Genomic DNA, 18,645 nt, shown 5'->3' on the forward strand with positions numbered 1-18,645 from the left:
ACTTACCATGAAGTGATGCAAACGGACCTGTCGACCCTCACCACCGCTGCCGGTAAGTGGGAATCGATGGCAGGTGAGTTCAAGAAGCTCGAAGATCAGTACAGGCGGGATGTTCACGGAGCCTCTGCGGACGGCTCGTGGGTGGGCCTCAGCGCCAATGCGGCCAAACAGCATTTCGACACGACGCTCGGGGAGCTCCAGGGAGCCCAGCAGGAAGCGAAGTCCATAGCTGGGCTGTTGCGTGATGCGCACACCCAGTTCGTGGACCTCCGAGGGAAGGTGCAAGCCGCGCGAGCCGACGCTGTCGCGGCCGGCATGAAGGTCTCCGATCAGGGAGTCTGTCACTACGACTTCTCGAAAGTCACTGCGCAGGAAGCGCACGCGATCCGCCACGACCCTGGCTTCGCGGACACCGAACGGTCGTGGACCGAACACATCCAGGCGGCTGTGAAGGCGGTCACCGACGCCGATGACGGAGTCAGGATCGCACTCAATGCCGTTGTCGTCGACTCCGACTTGCTCGACGGTACGATGAACGGCTTCAACCGCCGGGCCAAGGGTGACGTCGAGGTGTACGAGGCCGAGAACGCCCTGGATATCGCGACCAGACTCAACAGCGGCGAGAAGGTCTCGGTGTCCGAACTCCAGGAACTCCAGCGCGCGTTCCGGGACAATACGCGTCCAGACTTCAACGATCGGACGTTCAGTCAGACGTTCCTGAACAGTCTGGGTGCCGCTGGCACGGTCAAGCTGTCGACATCGCTGGACGCCCTGGCATATCTCGACGACAAGGGCAACAAGACCGCATACCTCGGCATCAAGAACGGCTTCGCTGACACCCTGGCCCACGCCACCAAGGACTCGGAGTTCGCCGCGAAGTGGCGCGAGGGCATCAAGGCGGTGGGCACCAGGGAGTTCGACGGCCCCCGCGGTGAAGGGGCGCCGGCCAAGGGGTCTGAAGGGAAGATCCGCGGGTACCAGGCTGTCATGGGCCTGGTAAGCGCTGGCGACCCCGAAAGCTTCGACGCCAAGTTCCTCAGCGGTCTGGCGAACGACATCTATGATGTCGAGAAGGACAGCAAGGGCAACGTCTGGGACATCAACCAGCTGTACCGGCAGGAGGAATCCTCCTGGTTCGTCAATGACCCGCTGGACAGCGCACTCGGCATGCTGAGCCACCACCCGGACGAGGCGACCAGGTTCCTCGACCCGGGCGGCAAGACAGAGGGCTCCAGGCTGGAGTACCTCCTCAAGGAGCGCGACTGGAACGGGATCGTTCCCGAGTACTCCGAGTGGGGGGCCAATACCGAGACTTCCCAGGTCGGGTACGGCCGGCCGACGGAGGACTCTGATGCCCGAATTGGATTCGGTGCCGCTCTGGAGGCGGCCACCACAGGCCGAGACCCCAACGATCCGGCAGGCCCCGCGGGCCTCCATGACGAGGGCCAGGCCAGGATCATGCATGAAACCATTGAGCTGCTCGACCGGGAAGACAAGGGCGACAGCGTGCCCGAGAACCTCAAGGTTCCCCTCGGGCGGGCCCTGGCGGATTACACCGTTGATGCGCATGAAATCATCAGCGGTGATGAACCCCTGGGCTCAGAAAATATCTCCGGTAAGGGATCTGAGGCGTCTATTGCGAATAGCAAGGACAGCCTCATTCGAGTCATGCGAGGAGTCTCTGACGGGGTCCTTGGTGAAACATCGGATGGTGATCCGGTGCGTGTATTCGACCTCCTCTATGAAGCCCAGCGCGGATATGCGGCAGAGTATCTGAGCACTGCGGCAGATGCCTCCACTGGAAACATCAAGAGTGTGGTCGGCGACTGGGACAACAAGGCTCGTGATGTAGCTATGGTGTCTGGGGCCATGAATGCCATCGGATCCGACATGATCCTTGACGATCGCGATACCAAGATCGGCAGGATGAATGACGTTGCTCGATATGCCTACCACGGGATCGGCGGAGCGCTGACCCCCCTCCCGGTTTTCGGTGATGCGGCCCAGCGAATCGTCGACGCGATCACTTACGAGTGGTCCAAGGATGTTGCGGCCGAGCACGAGGACGCTGCCCGGGGCAAGGTCAGCGAAGAGGCGGCAAAGGGTATCACCGGCACCTATAAGCTCATCGACGAGTGGGGCGAATCCCGTGACGCGAAGGGCACTGTCGCTCTTGAGCACGCAAAGGGAGAGTCTCGGCAGAGCTATATCGGTGGGCGTAGCGAGGCATACGATGCGCTGCGGACGTTGAAATAGGATGGCATGACGACGAAAGTAAAGCGCATGAGAATATGGAAAGTCATCGCCTCGTGTGTTGTGGCTGCCCTTTTTGCGGGTGGCGTGCATCTCTATTTCAACACGAATGCGTTCGGGGAGGGTAGCTTCTGCGGGGGCGCTCTCTCGGCTGATTCGGCCGCAACTGCTTTCGCCCGACCGGGCAGGCTCTCCGAGAGGGAAGGGCCGCGAGCGACCGGAAGCGGTGAACTCGATTTCGACTGCATTGTCGAAAGCTCGTCAATGCTCCCGTCGCGCGACGAGCAACTTCACGTGCAGGGCACGAGCGAAGCGGCAGAGTTCCCCTTCACGGAGGGGCGCTGGCCCAAGCCGGAAGAAATGGCTTTCTTCTCGCAGGGGGCCACGGGTGCTGTGTCGGGTGACCACGGATGGGTCATGCTCCCGGAATCCTGCTGGGATGGCGAGCCGCGGATCGTCGAAGGGCGGATGCCGGGAGGCGTGGACAACCCTCTCGCGCTCTCGCGCATTCTGGTCGAAGCGGCCAACCGCAGTGTGCGGGCCGCGGGGTGCGCGCAGTCGGACCAGTCCGCGCCGACCGAACTCGCGCCGATCCCGAAGGAGCGGAAGACGGACAAGGCGCGGCAGTGCGGCGTTGACGGATTTCTGTACCGCGGACCGGATACGGACGTTTCCGAGGTCGCCCATGAGCCTGGTGCCGGAAGCGGCACATGGGCGTGTACGGTACGGCTGAAGAACCGAAGTGCACCTTCCGTGGAGCGGTCTGGATATCTCACGTATTCCGTGACGAGGGATCCCCTCATCATCGCCGGTATCAAGAAGTCGGCGGACTACTCCACAAGCAGTCCGATCCCTGGTTGGCCGGTCACGGGTGTGGACGGTCGGCACATCGTGGCGAACTGCGGCGGAACACAGACGTACTTCGCCATGGCGCTCGGAAGCCAATACCTGAAGACCATGGAATCTGCCGGTCGGGTCAAGGACCACGTACTGTTCCGGGATTTCGTCGAGTCGGTCGGCAAGCAGTTCGGCTGCACCGGTGTCGCTCCCGCGAGGTGACCGGCCGGGCGGGCCCACATAGGGACATGGGGGCTGTGTCCACACGGAGCGGGCCTTGGCCACGATGGCGGAGGGTGGGTGAGGGCGGTGCCGCGAGGGCGACATGACGGATCCTCTGTCCGCTGTCCGCCCGAAGGAGGCCGGCACCGCCGTGCACGCCCGGCCAGTGCCGGAGACGCACTGTTCGGGCGGGCGCCGATGGGCCCGATCCGCATCACGGGGAGGCTCCTTCCTCAAGCCCAAGCGCATGTAGCCCCGAAGCCCGATTCCCGGGGGAGGGGGCGGCGTACGGTGGCGGCATGGCAAGCGAGGGTCTGGGCCGGCCCCTGCGACGTCTGCTCCGGCCGGCGGGGCTGACCGCAGGAAGAGCTGTCCGAACGACGGCCAGGGCCTGACTTCTCCTTGGACTCCCTCCGTGAGCGGATCGCGGAGGGGGACCCGCGATCACGGGGCCGAGTTCGACGCCGTGAAGGATGCTCTGCGAACGCGGCTGCTACTGGTCGAGGAACGAGACGTCGGCGCCCCCCTTCGGGGGCGAAGGCGGCGAGCGCCGTCCCCGTCGTCACCTCCCCGGCGGCGGTCCCGGCAGCGGTCCGCGCGGCCACCGGCCGCCCGGTCGACCGCCTGCCGATCCGGCCGCAGGCGGCGGTGGCGGCGACCAACCGGAATATGGCCGATCCACGCCCATGGTCGCGCAGAGTATCCGCACCTGTCGATAGGGTGACAGCCGGTCATACCTGTCCACGGGGAGGGGCTGCCTGATGGCCTGGGACGAATGGGAACAGCTCAAGGGTGAAGCCGCTGAGCGGCAGTCGGCACAGATGCGGCTGAATGAAGCCGACGGAGGCGCCGGAGCTCACAGCGGTGCCGGTGGGGCCGGTGTTCTGGGAAGCGTGCCGGCGAAGAAGAAGAAGGCCGCCAACACCATCGAGACCGTGCTGGAGCCCGGTACGCGGAAGGCGGCGGACGTCGCCGACGAGCCGACGACCTCGGCTGTCAGGGCCTTCACGGGCTGGGACACGGCCGTGGGCCTCAAGAAGTCTCACGAGAAGTGGGACGACCAGGTGAAGCGCCTGATGGGGCGGCTGAGTTCGCACAAGGTGGGCTTGCGGAGCGCGGTCACCACCCTGACGGGAACCGATGCCACGGCAGGTCTGACGGTCCACTCCGTGAAGTCCGGTCTTTCGGGCCTGGACCGGTAGGAGGAGAACGGTGCCGACCTATCAGCAGATCATGGAAATGGACTTCGCCGCCCTCACCGGTGCCGCGGACGGCTGGAAGAACATGGCAGCCAAGTTCAAGACTCTCGAGGACACCTTCGCGAGAGAGGTGCAGAGCGTCTCGACCGGAAGCGGCTGGACCGGGGAGAGCGCCAACGCGTCGGCCCAGTCCTTCGCGGTGACGCGACAGGAGTACGACGCCGCGCAGAAGGAAGCGCGCGCCATGGAGTCACTCCTCCGTGACGCTCATGCCAGGTTCGTCGAACTCAAGTCGGCCGTGAAGTCGGCGGTCGCGGACGCCGTCGACGCGGGGATGAAGGTCTCGGACGGCGGCGTCGCGAGCTACGACTTCAGCAGAGTCGACGCCGCCGCCGCCAAGACCGTCCGCCACGACCCGAACCTCCCCGACGTCGAGCATTCCTACACCCGCAACATCACGAACGCGGTGAAGGCGGTCAACGAGTACGACGAGGACGTGAAGCGCGCTCTGCTGAACGCTTCGGGCGCGGACGGCGGCTGGCCGTTCGGGTTCAACTCGAAGCCGGTCGGCGACGTCGAGGCGGTGGAGGCCCTGGCCCTCACGGACAAGATCCGTTCGGGCAAGGCATCACCCGAAGAACTCAAGCACTACCAGGAACTGCTGCGCCAGAACGCCGACGACAAGCACTTCAGCGAGGCATATCTGCACGCACTGGGTGCGGAGGATCTGGTGCGACTCGCCGACCAGATGAATATCGCGGCCAACGGCCGCGACGTCTCGGCGGGCGACAAGAAACTCTACGAGTCCATCACCACGAGCCTCGCCGCAACGATCGCGTCGGGCACCAAGGACCCGAACAGCTACGCTTACAAGCCATTCGTCGAAGGACTCAAGGACTTCGGCGACGACTCGTTGGACAAACTCCTGCCGGTGCACGGCTATCAGGTCCTCACGACACTGATGGCCAACGGTGACGGCTACGGCAAGGAGTTCCTCAACGACCTGGGCAACGGCATCATCGAGGCCGAGAAGGACGGCACGAACTGGTCGCACGCCTACGACCCCAAGCGCCCGAACATCGTGGTCGACCCGCTGGACGCACTGCTCAAGACCATGAGCGAGGACCCGAAGGCGGCCGAGTACTTCCTCGATCCGGCCGCCGAGGGGAACAAGAACGACCACCTCAAGTACCTGCTCACCGAGCGCGAGTGGGACGACTACTCCTACATGGCGCCGCTGTACGGCCCGCCGCACGAGCTTGAGGGCACGCCCAAGGCGGAGGGCCTGGGCGCCGCCATCCAGGCCGCGGCCACCGGACACGAGCCCGGCGAGAAGCTCGGCCCGCCCGGTCCTCACACCGAGGGCCAGGCGCGCGTGATGCACAACGCCATCCGGCTGCTCGACAACGAGATGGGCGGCGACGAGTTCCCGGAGCACTTGGAGAACCTGCGCCAGCCCATGGCCAAGGCGATGGTGGACTATGTGGCGGATACGCATGTGATCTTTAACGGCCAGAAGACCGACTACGGCGGTATCGGTGGTAGCGATGCCATTTATGGGGCCGGTGAAGAGGCGCATATCGCTGTGGGGCAGGGGAGCCTGGTACGCGTTGCGCGTGGCATTGCTGATGACGGTCCGGCGTTTGCTCTCCTTTATGAAGCCGAGCGATCGTACGCCGCTGATCAGATGGCGGTTGCTCCGACCTTCGATGGGGATCGTCTGCATGGCGAGAGCGCTGACTGGAATAGTCGTTCGTCCGACATCGGAGCGGCGCTGGGGGCTCTCAACGGTGTTGGTGCTGACGTATACAAGGACAGGGAAGACGATCGAATCGAATGGGCTGAGGATACAGCGGAATATACGGCTATCAGCGCAAATGGTCTCATCGGAGAGATCCCAGTCGTCGGCACTGCGGGCGGGGCGCTGATCGACACCGTCAAGTATGACTGGGTCAAGGATGTCACCGAGGCTGCCGAGGAGCAGGGAAAGCAAGAATCGAGTAAGAACTACGCGAAAGGCATGGACGGGGCGAACCTGCTGCTTGAGACATGGGCCAAGGAACGGAAGGTTGAGAACCTCAATGCCTTTGACGTGGCGCAAGACCAGATGCGCGACGGCTACACCGCAGGACGTGGAGCAGCCGCGTCGCACCTCCATTAAGGCCAGCTCTCGTGGGGCAAGGCGCCTCGCGATCCTGACTGCCTGTGCCGTGATGTCAGTTGCATCGTGCGCGAAAGGGGAGCGTGAGGCTCGGAGTGAAAATCCTTGCGCCCTCGTGGATGCGTCCACTGAGCAGCAGTTGCTGGAGGAGCTCCTCGAAGCTGGAACGTACAAGTCGAGCGTTCTCAACTCGACATCGGATGTAGAGGAAACCCTGAAGACTGCTCTACGGAAGTGGAGTGGTGAGAAGGATACGTCGTCTGTCTATGTATGCTTCTTTGCTTCATCCTCGAGTCGGGAGGAAGGAGGGGTGCGAACGAGTTTCTCCTGGGCGCCTTCCGGCAGCGGGGAGGCAAGGGCAGATCAGCGACCCGAGACGGTCAAGCGGTTCGACATCAACGGCACTTCGGGCGAGAGTGCCGGAAACTACTCAATGCTGTATTTCAAGTGCGTTCTGCCCGGCGATCTGCGTCGCCCTTCCAGGCATGCATTGCTCCGCGCTCGCGCATCGAATACGTCACACTCGGAACGGAAGGGAACCGACGAGGCGATGCGGCAACACCTGTCCTTCGTCTATCTGATGTCGCGCCGTGTGACGGAAGCTCTGGGATGCGAGAACGAGCCGTTGAAGGTTGATCCGGTGGTGAAACCAGCGCTCGCCAAGAATTCCGAGGTGCCGCCAGGGTCTTTGGCCTTCGAGAAGTAGCCGACGAGTGTCGTAATGAACGGCGGCGGGGGTGGCGTGGGACATGTCCACCCCCGCCGTTGTGTCAGGCCGGACGCGTCACCAGGGGCGCCAGCCTTCGCGCTTGCCGCCGGCGCACTGGGGGCATGCGACCTTGTATGTGTGACTGCACGTCTCGCAGCCCATGAACCCGGCGCAGTCGGGGCACCAGACCGTTCGGTGCCCGGCACACGCCCCGCAGGTGGTGGAGATGCTGTCCAGCCACTCGACGAGGTTGGGCAGCCCCTCGGCGCAGCCGGTGCGCCTGGTTTGTTTCTTCCGTTGTGGCGGTGCCGTCATGGGGTCTCGGGTTCCGGAACGAACCGTCCGCGCCGAGCCGACCGGACACTCCCCGGTCGTGCAGGGGGCGCACCCCTCGACGTGCTCGATCCACAGGCAGCGTGCCTCGTCGGGGGTCAGGTGGCGCGGAGCGCAGCCAGGGTAGGCGTAGAGGCTCCAGCCCGGTCCCGACCCCTGCTCGACGGATCGGATCAGCATCGGCCGATCGGTGATCCGCTCACAGTCCGCGCACATGCGCACGGGGGCGGTGTGGTGTCGCGCGGTTTGGCTCATGCCGGTACCCCCTGGAAGTCGATGCCGACGGCGGCGAGGAGCAGGGCTGTACGGCGGTCCCGCTGGAGAAGCCGTTCCTGTTCCTGGATGTGCCGGGCGTAGTACGGGCGGATCAGTTTCACGTCTTCGCCGCACAGGTAGTCCGGCTCTCGCAGGGAACGGGGAGAGCCGAGGCCGACACCGATCGGCTTACGCGTGATCAGGAGTCGGCGCATCGGGAAGACCGCGGGGGTGTGCTGTGTCGGTGCAGGCTGAGTTGGTTGGGTCTCGCAGGCGCGACGCCTTCCGGTGGAGGGCATGAGCCACGCGAAGAAGAGGGCAAGTACGCTTCGCACGTCGGTCACTCCTTGGGTGAACGGCCATGCCCCGGGAGGTCTGGACACCTCGCCGGGGTCTTCTGCTGTGGTGTGGGTCTTGCTGCTGAGCACTAGCTCATGCAGAGCACACGCGTATACGTGCATACGCGGTCGCGTGATTGCGCAGATACGCGGACGCTGATGGTTATGAATCTCGACCGCAGCAAGCCCGTATGGCCTCAGGTGGCCTCCGAACTGCGCAGACGTCTGGACGCCGAGAAGTATGAGCCGGGCAGTCGGTTCCCCGCCGTGGTCGACCTCGCGGGAGAACTGGACGTGGCGCCCTCCACGGTTCAGAAGGCTGTGGCCGCGCTTCGGGAAGAGGGGCGGCTCTACACCGTGCTTGAGCAAGGTTCGTTCGTGGCCAAGGATTCGGACGGGGCAGTGAGGTCATGCTCGCGCCTTCGCGTCGCCGGTACTGCGGCAACGCTAGGGATGCGGTGGCACCGGACCCAAGGAAGTTCTACGTGGTTGCATGCGAGTTCTCAGCCCAGTGCGGCCAGGGCGTCAGCCACGCACGCGCGTGCCTCGGCGCCGTACACCGCAAGGCCTCGGAGATCCTCGAAGGCCCGTACGTACATGGCGACTTCGCCCGGTGTGGTAAGTGTCACCTGGGCCGTCAGAAGTTCCACATGTACCCGCTGGCCGTCGAAGACGTCGAACGTCTCCAGGGTCCACATGCCCCGGTCTCGGGCCGCGAACGGGATGATGCCGACCGAGACGGCGGGGAGCGACATGACCGACAGCAGGTGTCCGAGCTGGCCGGCCATGCACTCGGTGTCACCGAGCTGGTACCGCAGGACGGCTTCCTCCAGCAGGAAGGTGAAGCGGTGCCCCGGCTTCCGAAGCACGTCGGCTCGGGCTGTCCGGGCTTCCACCGCTTCGGCCGTGTCCTTCGGCGTCCGGTGAAACCGCCCTACCGCCTTTAGCAGGGCGGACGCGTACGCCGGTGTCTGGAACAGGCCCGGCATGACGTGCGAGGCGTAGCCCCGGTGAAGCTTGGTCTGCTCGTAAAGGGGGACGCGAGACTCTTGCAGCCGTCGCAGGCCGGTGCGCTGGAGCCGCTTCCACTCCAGGTACATGGAGTCAGCCGTGCGAGATGCGGCGATGATGTCCGGGGCCTGGTCGTCCGCACCGCAGCCGGCACACCAGGCGCGGGTGTCCGCGTCGGACGGCGGCGTGATCGCGTTCTCGATCCGGGAGATCTTGGACTTGTTCCACCCACAGAACGCCGCCAGTTCATGCCCCTTCAGCCCGGAGTCGCGGCGGACCTCCCGTAGACGTGCGGCGACGTTCTTGCGAGCGGCTTCGACACTGGATGACTGGTAAGTGGGCATGAGCTGGTGGCGTACCGCTGGAGCGGATCAGACCGTGAACCTCTCGTGGGGCGTGGCGCGGGTCCATACCGACTCGAAGGCGTCGGCGCAGAGCTTGACCACCTCGGGGTCGTTGTTCAGCTCGTGGCCGACGAACGCTCCGTCCCCGGCGAAGTGGCCGAAGCGGATCAGGCGATCATCGAGCAGCCAGAAGTCGGCCCCGGGCAGGGCGAGTGTGGCGGCCTCGGGACGAGGGAGCCAGCGGACCGACTCCCCGGCCTCGACGTTCAGGTGCGTGCCCGCGTGCTCGTACCGGATGTACTCACTGACCGGCACGGACACGACGCGGGCGCGGCGTATGACGACGCCACGGCCCACGGTCTCCTTCACCAGGTCGAGCCAGTCGCGGCGACGCTCGACGGACGCGGGGCTGATCTCTCCCAACTCCCGCCACTCGGCAAAGTCCTCGTCCTCCGAGGCGATGCCGTACGAGTCGCGCAGCTCCAGGTGGACGGCCGACCTCCGGCACCCCGCGATCAGCTCACTGAACGGAGGCACGCTGCTCGGCTTCATCACACGCCTTCCTGATCTGATCCACCATGCTCGCCGGGATGCGGAACACGCCCTCGGTCTCGGGGATGCAGCCCCTCTTGAGGCATTCCGCTTCCGTCGCCTCGTCGGCCTTCCAGCCCTGAAGGACAAGATCCGCCGACGTCTCGTCCACCCACACGCTGGGGCAGTTGTCGCCGTTGCTGTTGAGGTCCTTGCCGAAGAACAAGTAGAGCCATGACCTTGCTCCCCGACTACTCGGTTGCGTTCGGTTGCGTGAGCGTCGCCTGCTCGGCTGAGCACCGTTAAGAGCCCCTTCGGTCAGGCTCGGGTTGGCGGGCGTGCCCCGGAGTACGCCGCACGCCGTTCACGGTCGGGCGTCGGGCGTCGGCCGCCGGGTGTAGGTCCCAGGACCGAGGGGGGACCGGTCTCCTGACAGGGGTCATATAGGGCTGCACCTCTTACTCTGGGGGGATGAGCGCCCTTGAACCCGGCGAGGCCGAGACCGCCGTCGGTCCTGCCCTCGACTCTCCTCGTGCCCCTCGCGGGTCCGTTCTCGACTCCGCCCATCGGGCGCTCAGCGTCGGGATCGTGTCCGTCGTGCTGCTCATCGCCTTCGAGGCGACCGCCGTCGGGACGGCGATGCCCGTGGCCGCGCGGGAGCTGGACGGGGTAGCCGTGTACGCGTTCGCGTTCTCCGCGTACTTCACGACCAGCCTCTTCGGGATGGTCGTCGCCGGGCAGTGGTCCGACCGGAACGGGCCGCTGGTGCCGCTGACTGCCGGGATCAGTGCCTTCGCGGCCGGGTTGTTGCTGTCGGGGACGGCCGGGGTGATGTGGGTGTTCATTCTCGGGCGGGCCGTGCAGGGGCTGGGGGGTGGGCTGGTGATCGTCGCGTTGTACGTGGTGGTCAGCCGGGCGTACGACGAGCACCTGCGGCCCGCGATCATGGCGGCCTTCGCGGCGAGCTGGGTCGTGCCGTCGGTGGTCGGGCCGCTCGCCGCCGGGACGATCACCGAGCAGCTGGGGTGGCGGTGGGTCTTTGTCGGGATCCCGGTGCTCGTCGTGGGGCCGCTCGCCCTCGCGCTTCCCGCGATCCGGCGGACCGCCTCCGGGCCCGCCGATCCGTCGGCGCCCGTCGCGGCCTGGGACCGTCGCCGGATTCTGCTGGCGCTCGCGATATCGGCGGGCGCCGGGCTGCTCCAGTACGCGGGGCAGGAGCTGCGGTGGCCGTCGCTATGGCCGGCGGCCTTGGGTGCGGCGCTGCTCGTGCCGGCCGTGCGGGGGCTGCTGCCGCGCGGCACGGTGCGGGCCGCGCGCGGGCTGCCGGCCGTGGTGCTGCTGCGGGGTGTGGCCGCCGGGTCCTTCATCGCGGCCGAGTCGTTCGTGCCGCTGATGCTCGTCACCCAGCGGGGGCTCAGTCCGACCCTCGCCGGGCTCTCGCTCGCCCTCGGCGGTCTGACCTGGGCGCTCGGCTCGTGGATCCAGTCGCGGCCGTGGACGGAGCCGTACCGGGAGCGGCTGGTCGTGCTCGGGATGCTGCTGGTCGCCCTGGCCATCGCCGCCGCTCCGAGCGTGCTGCTGCCGGGCGTGCCGGTGTGGGTGGTCGCCGTCGCGTGGGGCTTCGGCTGCCTCGGCATGGGCGTGGTGATCGCCTCGACGAGCGTGCTGCTGATGAAGCTGTCCCCGCCGGAGGAGGCGGGCGCGAACTCCGCCGCGCTCCAGATCTCCGACGGGTTGTCCAATGTCCTGCTGCTCGCCGCTGGTGGCGCGGCCTTCGCGGCGCTCGGTGGCGGGGCGGTCGGGCACGCGGTCGCCTCGGCCGCGTCCGCCGCGTCCGGGGCCTCCCACCCCGGTGCCTTCGCCGTCGTCTTCCTGCCGATGGCGGGGGTCGCGGCGGTGGGGGCGTGGGTGGCGACGCGGCTGCGGGCGGCGCCGGAAGGCCGGTGACACCATGTGGTACCACGCGGTACCGTGAAGTATGGCCGGTCTGAATGTCAGGTTCACCGAGGAAGAGCTGGACGCCCTGCGCGAGCGGGCGGAGGCCGAGGGGCGCAGCATGCAATCCTTCGCCCACGACGCCGTGATCCGGGCCATAAACGAACACTCCCGCCTCTTCGACGAGGCGGCCGAGCACGTGCTGAAGGCCAGTGAGGAGCTGAACCGGAGGCTCGCGTGACGTACTACCTCACCCTCCCCGAACTGCTGAACCTCGCGGCCAGGCTGGGCGCGGACGAGGTGCGGGACTACGGTCTGCTCGATTCCGCCCTGGCGCGCCCGCAGTCCAGCGTGTTCGGACAGGACGCCTATCCCGACGTGTGGCAGAAGGCCGCCGCGCTCATGGAGTCACTGGCCCGCAATTACGGCCTCGTGGACGGCAACAAACGCATCGCCTGGTACGCGACCTGGGTCTTCCTGCACATGAACGGGCACCCGCTCGACGCGGACTTCGACGTGGACGAGGCCGAGGCGTTCGTCCTCGACGTCTGCCAGGGGGCCCTCGACGTCCCCAAGATCGCCGCGCAGCTTCCGAGGTTCGCGCGCTGAGCCGATGTTGAACCGGGGCCGGGCCCCGTCATGCCCCCGACCCCCGTCATGCCCTCAGCCCGCGCCATGCCCCCCGGCCCCGCCCCCCGGATGTGACCCTCGCCGCACGGACCGAGGTCAGAGCATCGGCCGTTCCGTGTTCGATCGAGGTTCCGTCCGCCCCGCCGGTAAGGTGGCCCGGTTGTCATATCTGGACGAGCGTCTGGACGAGCGTCGAACCGTGACCGGAGATCGTGACTACCACCACCGCCACCTCCTCTCATCACCTCTCTCCCGCCTTCCCCGGCCGTGCCCCCTGGGGTACCGCCAACAAGCTGCGAGCCTGGCAGCAGGGCGCGATGGAGAAGTACATCCAGGAACAGCCTCGTGACTTCCTCGCCGTCGCCACGCCCGGCGCCGGCAAGACCACCTTCGCCCTGACCCTCGCGTCCTGGCTGCTGCACCACCACGTCGTGCAGCAGATCACCGTCGTCGCCCCCACCGAGCACCTGAAGAAGCAGTGGGCGGCCGCCGCGGCGCGGATAGGGATCAAGCTGGACCCGGAGTACAGCGCCGGTCCGCTCAGCAAGGAGTACGACGGCGTCGCCCTCACCTACGCCGGCGTCGGCGTGCGGCCCATGCTCCACCGCAACCGCTGCGAGCAGCGCAAGACCCTCGTCATCCTCGACGAGATCCACCACGCCGGTGACTCGAAGTCCTGGGGCGAGGCGTGCCTGGAGGCGTTCGACCCGGCCACCCGCCGGCTCGCCCTCACCGGCACCCCCTTCCGCTCCGACACCAACCCGATCCCCTTCGTGACGTACGAGGAGGGGAACGACGGCATCCGCCGCTCCTCCGCCGACTACACCTACGGATACGGGAACGCGCTCGGCGACGGCGTCGTCCGGCCGGTCATCTTCCTCTCCTACAGCGGCAACATGCGCTGGCGGACCAAGGCCGGCGACGAGATCGCCGCCCGGCTCGGCGAGCCGATGACCAAGGACGCGATCTCGCAGGCCTGGCGCACCGCGCTCGACCCGCGCGGCGACTGGATGCCGAACGTGCTGCGCGCCGCCGACCAGCGCCTCACCGAGGTCCGGAAGTCCATCCCGGACGCGGGCGGCCTCGTCATCGCCTCCGACCAGGACTCGGCCCGCGCCTACGCCAAGCTGATCCGCGAGATCACCGGCACCAAGGCCACCCTCGTCCTCTCCGACGAGGCGTCCTCCTCCGACCGCATCGACGAGTTCAGCGAGTCCACCGACCGCTGGATGGTCGCCGTCCGCATGGTGTCCGAGGGCGTCGACGTGCCCCGCCTCGCCGTCGGCGTGTACGCCACCACCATCTCCACGCCGCTGTTCTTCGCGCAGGCCGTCGGCCGTTTCGTGCGATCCCGCAGGCGCGGCGAGACCGCCTCCGTGTTCCTTCCCACCATCCCCAGCCTCCTCGGCTTCGCCACCGAGATGGAGGTCGAGCGCGACCACGTCCTCGACAAGCCGAAGAAGGCGGGCGAGGACGAGGACCCGTACGCCGAGTCCGAGAAGGAGCTGGCGGAGGCGGAGAAGCAGCAGGACGAGGACACCGGCGAGCAGGACATGCTGCCCTTCGAGGCGCTGGAGTCCGACGCCGTCTTCGACCGCGTCCTCTACAACGCCGCCGAGTTCGGCATGCAGGCCCACCCCGGCAGCGAGGAGGAGCAGGACTACCTGGGCATCCCCGGTCTCCTCGAACCCGACCAGGTGCAGCTCCTCCTCCAGAAGCGGCAGGCCCGGCAGATCGCGCACAGCCGCAAGCGACCGGACGAGGAGGCCGACCTCCTGGAGCTTCCGGCCGAGCGGCGGCCCGTCGTTTCCCACAAGGAGCTCCTCGAACTGCGCAAGCAGCTCAACACCATGGTCGGCGCGTACGTCCACCAGAGCGGCAAGCCGCACGGCGTGATCCACACCGAGCTGCGGCGCGTCTGCGGCGGCCCGCCGAGTGCCGAGGCCACCGCCGGACAGATCCGCGAGCGGATCAAGAAGGTCCAGGAGTGGGCCACCCGGATGCGGTGAGCCCGGGCCCCCAGGTCATGGGAGAGGCCCGTACGACGGCGGTCGTACGGGCCTCTCCGCCGTCCCGCGCGCGGCGGAACGGCCCCGGGGCCGGCCCCCACGGACGGCCATCCGGCACCCTCCACGCTACGAGCGCGACATAGCCGTTCTTGTCAGCCAAAGTCCCGAGGAGGGCCGACGAAAGTCCTGAACCGTCCGTATCCGGTCGCCCGCGCCCGGATTCTGGACGAGGTCTTCCGCTGAGCGGAGCGGGTCGCTACTGTCCCGGCTCAAAAGCAATCGCCCCGTGGCAGCGCCGCCGCGGAGCGCAGCCGGTGTACCCCTTCCTGCCGGCGGCCTCTGACGTGCGTCGCCGACGGGACCGGCGCCGCGACCCCCGTGGGAGCCGCCGCCACTCACTTTCCGAAGGAGAGGGCGTCGTGACCGCGGAGACCTCCCAGACGCTCGACCGGGGACTCAGAGTCCTCAAACTGCTCGCCGACACCGACCACGGCCTGACCGTCACCGAGTTGTCCAACAAACTCGGCGTCAACCGGACCGTCGTCTACCGTCTGCTGGCCACGCTGGAGCAGCACGCCCTCGTCCGCCGCGACCTCGGCGGCCGGGCCCGCGTCGGCCTCGGCGTGCTGCGCCTCGGCCGCCAGGTCCACCCCCTGGTGCGGGAGGCGGCCCTGCCCGCCCTGCGCTCGCTCGCCGAGGACATCGGCGCGACCGCGCACCTGACGCTCGTCGACGGGGCGGAGGCGCTCGCCGTCGCCGTCGTCGAGCCCACCTGGACGGACTACCACGTGGCCTACCGGGCCGGCTTCCGCCACCCGCTGGACCGGGGTGCCGCGGGCCGCGCCATCCTCGCCGCCCGCCAGGGCACCCTCATCGAACCCGGCTTCACCCTCACCCACGGCGAGCTGGAGGCCGGCGCCAGCGGCGCGGCGGCGCCGCTCGTCGGCGTCACCGGCATAGAGGGCAGCGTCGGCGTCGTCATGCTCGCGGACGCCGTACCGGAGCGCGTGGGCCCCCGCGTCGTCGACGCGGCGAGGGAGGTCGCGGACGCGCTGCGCTAGCGCGCGCCCCGCCGTCACCAGATGTGGGGTACCCGGTACCCGACCACGGGTACCCGGTACCCGACCACGGGTACCCGGTACCCGACCACGGGTACCCGGTACCCGACCACGGGTACCCGGTACCCGACCACGGGTACCCGGTACCCGACCACGGGTACCCGGGTACCCCCGGAGCGCGTCCGGGCGGGTACCGGTACGGCCACCACCCCTCGACGTGCGTGCGGTCGGGTACCCGTACGGCCACCGCGCCTCGGCGTGCGCGTACGGGCCCTGGACGGGTGCCGCACGCACCACTTGCGCGTACAGGCCCTGGACGGGTGCCGCTCTCGGCTCGCGCCCGGCGGGGGCACGTGTACAGGCCCCTCCGGCGCTCGTACGGCCCCCTGGGGCGGTCTCCGGCGGATCATGGTCGGGGGCGTGTGTCTGAGGTGCCGGACGGGTCATGGCGGAGCAGTAGTTCCGTGATCGCCGTGCGGGTGTGGTGGACCGAGCGGCCCGTGCGGGTCGTGGTCAGGAGGCCCGCCGTGCGGAGGGCCGTCGTGTGGCCCGAGACGGTGGCCGCCGAGACGCCCAGCGTCCTGGCCAGTTCGGTCGTCGTCCGTGGTGTGGGCAGGGCGCGCAGCAGCGCCGCTCTCGTCGTGCCCAGGACGCCCGCCAGCGGCTCCTCGGGGCCGCCGGGGGCCTCCGGTACGGGAGGCAGACCCGGGCCCGCCGGATACGCGAGGACCACCGGCCGGTCCGGCTGGTCAGGCCGGTCCTGTACCAGCGGCCCGCCCCGCCAGTGGAAGGTCGGCAGCAGCACGAGCCCCCGCCCCCCGAGCCGTACGTCCCCGCCGCCGGACCCGGCCGGCCAGGTCCACACCCCGCCCTCCACGACCGAACCCGGTGCCAGGGCCGTCAGCGCCGCCGCGGGCCCGTCCTCCGCGAGCGCCAGCGCGTGCCGGGCGAACTCCGCCCGGTGCAGGTCCTGCACGAGCCCCCACACCGGCGCCAGGACCGTCTCGTACGCCGCCCGCTGCGCGCCCGCGAGCGTCCGCCAGCCCTCCGGTCCGCCCGCGTGCAGCGACCGCACCCACGCCGGAGCCGGCCCGCCGTGACCCGCGTACACCCGCTCCAGTTCGGACCGTACGAGCTCCGGCGCCGTCGCCTGCATCGCCGCGAACCCCTCCTGCCGGGTCTCGCCCAGCACGTCCAGGAAGACGGGCGCCGAACCGGCCGGCACCAGGTCCGCGAGCGGCTCCGCGCCCGCCGGAAGGGCCCGCGCCGTCCTGGCCCGCCACCGCCCGAAGAGCAGCCCCTCGTGCGGCGCGCCCAGCATCAGCAGCGCCGCGTGCAGCTCGGGCACGGGCGAGGGCCGCGGCGCGAACCGCAACCGCCCCCAGTCCTCCACCGAGAAGTGAACCCGCACCACGCCGCCCCCTGCCTGCCGTCCCCTGTCCGCCGGCCCCGGGTGACGCCGCCGAACGCGAGCCTTTCGGGCTCGGCCGAAAGGCTCGCCGGGCGGCGGGGCCGGGAACCAGCATGCCCGGCATGAGCACTTACCCGCCTCGCACCCACTCGGCTCGCACCCACTCGCCCCGCACGCCCTCCCGCCGGACCCTCCTCGGCGCCGCGGTCCTCGGCGCTGCCGCCTCCGTCGGCCTCACCGGCTTCCCCGGCTTCCCGGCACAGGCCTCGGCACAGGCCGCGGCGCGGGCCGCGGCGCGGGCCTCGGCCGGGCTCGTGCCCGTGCTGCCGGCGCCGACCGGGCCGCACCCCGTCGGGGTCGTCCGGCACGCGTTCACCGACCCGGCCCGCACCGACCCGTGGGACCCGGCGCTCGGGGCCCGGCAGGTCGTCGTCGGGATCGTGTACCCGGCCCGGAGCGTCATCGGGTACCCGCGCGCCCCGCAGCTCACGCCCGGCGAGGCCGGCACCTTCGGGACGCTCGCGCCGCTGGTGCGGGGGCTGCCCGCCGCCGGGGTCGACTGGGCCGGGACGCTCACCCACGCGCACGCCGGCGCGCCCCCGCTGCCGGGCCGCCGCCCGGTCGTCCTGTACACGCCCGGCGGCGGCGACGCCCGCACCCTCGGCACCGGCCTCGCCGAGGGGCTGGCGAGCCACGGGACGGTCGTCGTCCTCGTCGACCACCCCGGTGAGGCGAGCCAGGTGGAGCTGCCCGACGGCACGGTCCGGGAGACCGTGCTCCACGGGCCGCCGGACCCGGCGACCTTCCGCACCATGGTCGAGACCCGCGTCGCCGACCTCCGCCTCGTCCTCGACCGGCTCGACCGGCCCGATCGGCTCGACGGGCTGCCGTACGCCGCCACCGCCTTCATGGACCTGCGCCGGACCGGGGTCTACGGGCACTCCGCAGGCGGCACCGCCGCCGCCCTGCTCGCCGCCCGCGACCCCCGCGTCCGGGCCGTGGCCAACCTGGAGGGCTACCTCGACCTGGAGCCCTGGCCGGGCGACCGTCCGCTGCTCCTGCTCCGCACCGACGGCTTCGAGGGCGCCGGGCGGATCGAACGCTCCTGGGCGGGCCTGCGGGCCCGCCGCCGTACCCTGCGCGCCGCGAACCACTGGGTCTTCACCGACCACGCGGCGATCGTCCCCCGGCTGCACGCCGCCGGGCTCGTCCCCGACGCCGTACGGGACGGGCTCGTCGGCCCCGGCGACGCGGCGGCGTCCTTCGCGACCGTCCGCCGGGAGCTGCGCGGCTTCTTCGGCCGGGAGCTGGGCGGCCCCCGAGGCCTCCGCGGCCTCCGCCGCTGAACCCGGACCGGCGGGCGCCCGGGGACCGGCGCCCGCCCAGTAGATTGGACGCGTGCTCTCGCG

General features: G+C 69.0%; 16 protein-coding genes and 1 pseudogene. 12 read left to right on the plus strand and 5 right to left on the minus strand.

The features are described from left to right. Window positions 1-15: 15 nt before the first annotated feature. The 5 genes from HHL19_RS00235 (at window position 16) to HHL19_RS00255 (ending at window position 7,378) form a co-directional block, all read left to right on the plus strand. Window positions 16-2,256, plus strand: a complete 2,241-nt coding sequence (locus HHL19_RS00235; RefSeq protein WP_206324452.1) for a hypothetical protein — start codon at window positions 16-18, stop codon at window positions 2,254-2,256. Window positions 2,257-2,262: 6 nt separating this feature from the next. After that, window positions 2,263-3,312, plus strand: a complete 1,050-nt coding sequence (locus HHL19_RS00240) for a hypothetical protein (protein WP_169084311.1) — start codon at window positions 2,263-2,265, stop codon at window positions 3,310-3,312. Between the two features lie 761 nt (window positions 3,313-4,073). Continuing rightward, window positions 4,074-4,514 (plus strand): hypothetical protein, encoded by a 441-nt coding sequence (locus HHL19_RS00245; RefSeq protein WP_169084313.1) that lies wholly within the window; start codon window positions 4,074-4,076, stop codon window positions 4,512-4,514. A gap of 10 nt (window positions 4,515-4,524) precedes the next feature. Further along, window positions 4,525-6,672, plus strand: a complete 2,148-nt coding sequence (locus HHL19_RS00250) for a DUF6571 family protein (protein ID WP_169084315.1) — start codon at window positions 4,525-4,527, stop codon at window positions 6,670-6,672. A gap of 115 nt (window positions 6,673-6,787) precedes the next feature. Further along, on the plus strand, window positions 6,788-7,378 hold the full coding sequence (locus HHL19_RS00255) for a hypothetical protein (protein WP_169084317.1): 591 nt from the start codon (window positions 6,788-6,790) through the stop codon (window positions 7,376-7,378). Window positions 7,379-7,965: 587 nt separating this feature from the next. Here HHL19_RS00255 and HHL19_RS00260 read toward each other — a convergent pair. Further along, complete coding sequence (locus tag HHL19_RS00260; RefSeq protein WP_169084319.1) at window positions 7,966-8,304, minus strand: hypothetical protein; 339 nt, start codon at window positions 8,302-8,304, stop codon at window positions 7,966-7,968. A 168-nt stretch (window positions 8,305-8,472) separates the two neighbouring features. Between HHL19_RS00260 and HHL19_RS00265 the strand changes: the two are divergent. After that, window positions 8,473-8,676: pseudogene (locus HHL19_RS00265) on the plus strand (GntR family transcriptional regulator); the annotation flags it as partial. Window positions 8,677-8,810: 134 nt separating this feature from the next. Here the strand turns inward: HHL19_RS00265 and HHL19_RS00270 are convergent. Genes HHL19_RS00270 through HHL19_RS00280 form a run of 3 tightly spaced genes read right to left on the minus strand, consistent with a single transcriptional unit; the run spans window position 8,811 to window position 10,419 of the window. Further along, entirely contained in the window at window positions 8,811-9,662 is an 852-nt protein-coding gene (locus HHL19_RS00270; RefSeq protein WP_169084321.1) for a helix-turn-helix transcriptional regulator, read from the minus strand. A 27-nt stretch (window positions 9,663-9,689) separates the two neighbouring features. Beyond that, window positions 9,690-10,214 carry a DUF6879 family protein gene (locus HHL19_RS00275; protein WP_169084323.1) on the minus strand — a complete coding sequence of 175 codons (525 nt, stop codon included), beginning with the start codon at window positions 10,212-10,214 and terminating at the stop codon, window positions 9,690-9,692. Next, on the minus strand, window positions 10,183-10,419 hold the full coding sequence (locus tag HHL19_RS00280) for a hypothetical protein (RefSeq protein ID WP_169084325.1): 237 nt from the start codon (window positions 10,417-10,419) through the stop codon (window positions 10,183-10,185). Before HHL19_RS00280 ends, HHL19_RS00275 begins: the two co-directional genes overlap by 32 nt. Before the next feature lie 245 nt (window positions 10,420-10,664). On the opposite strand from HHL19_RS00280, the gene HHL19_RS00285 reads away from it, so the two are divergent. The 5 genes from HHL19_RS00285 (at window position 10,665) to HHL19_RS00305 (ending at window position 15,828) form a co-directional block, all read left to right on the plus strand. Continuing rightward, window positions 10,665-12,140 carry an MFS transporter gene (locus tag HHL19_RS00285; protein WP_169084327.1) on the plus strand — a complete coding sequence of 492 codons (1,476 nt, stop codon included), beginning with the start codon at window positions 10,665-10,667 and terminating at the stop codon, window positions 12,138-12,140. Between the two features lie 31 nt (window positions 12,141-12,171). Next, entirely contained in the window at window positions 12,172-12,369 is a 198-nt protein-coding gene (locus HHL19_RS00290) for an Arc family DNA-binding protein (protein WP_169084329.1), read from the plus strand. Beyond that, entirely contained in the window at window positions 12,366-12,737 is a 372-nt protein-coding gene (locus HHL19_RS00295) for a Fic family protein (RefSeq protein WP_169084331.1), read from the plus strand. The genes HHL19_RS00290 and HHL19_RS00295 overlap by 4 nt, the downstream gene beginning before the upstream one ends. 233 nt (window positions 12,738-12,970) lie before the next feature. Beyond that, window positions 12,971-14,767, plus strand: coding sequence for a DEAD/DEAH box helicase (locus tag HHL19_RS00300; protein ID WP_169084333.1), 1,797 nt, complete (start codon window positions 12,971-12,973; stop codon window positions 14,765-14,767). 419 nt (window positions 14,768-15,186) lie between these two features. Beyond that, window positions 15,187-15,828: a helix-turn-helix domain-containing protein gene (locus HHL19_RS00305; protein ID WP_169084335.1), complete on the plus strand. Its 642-nt coding sequence runs from the start codon at window positions 15,187-15,189 to the stop codon at window positions 15,826-15,828. Window positions 15,829-16,231: 403 nt separating this feature from the next. On the opposite strand, the gene HHL19_RS00310 is transcribed toward HHL19_RS00305, so the two are convergent. Continuing rightward, window positions 16,232-17,239, minus strand: coding sequence for a helix-turn-helix domain-containing protein (locus HHL19_RS00310; protein ID WP_169084337.1), 1,008 nt, complete (start codon window positions 17,237-17,239; stop codon window positions 16,232-16,234). 119 nt (window positions 17,240-17,358) lie between these two features. Between HHL19_RS00310 and HHL19_RS00315 the strand changes: the two genes are divergently transcribed. Then, window positions 17,359-18,582, plus strand: coding sequence for an acetylhydrolase (locus HHL19_RS00315; RefSeq protein ID WP_169084339.1), 1,224 nt, complete (start codon window positions 17,359-17,361; stop codon window positions 18,580-18,582). The last annotated feature ends 63 nt before the right edge of the window (window positions 18,583-18,645 follow it).

This window comes from Streptomyces sp. R302 (assembly GCF_012927245.1).
Classification (GTDB): domain Bacteria; phylum Actinomycetota; class Actinomycetes; order Streptomycetales; family Streptomycetaceae; genus Streptomyces.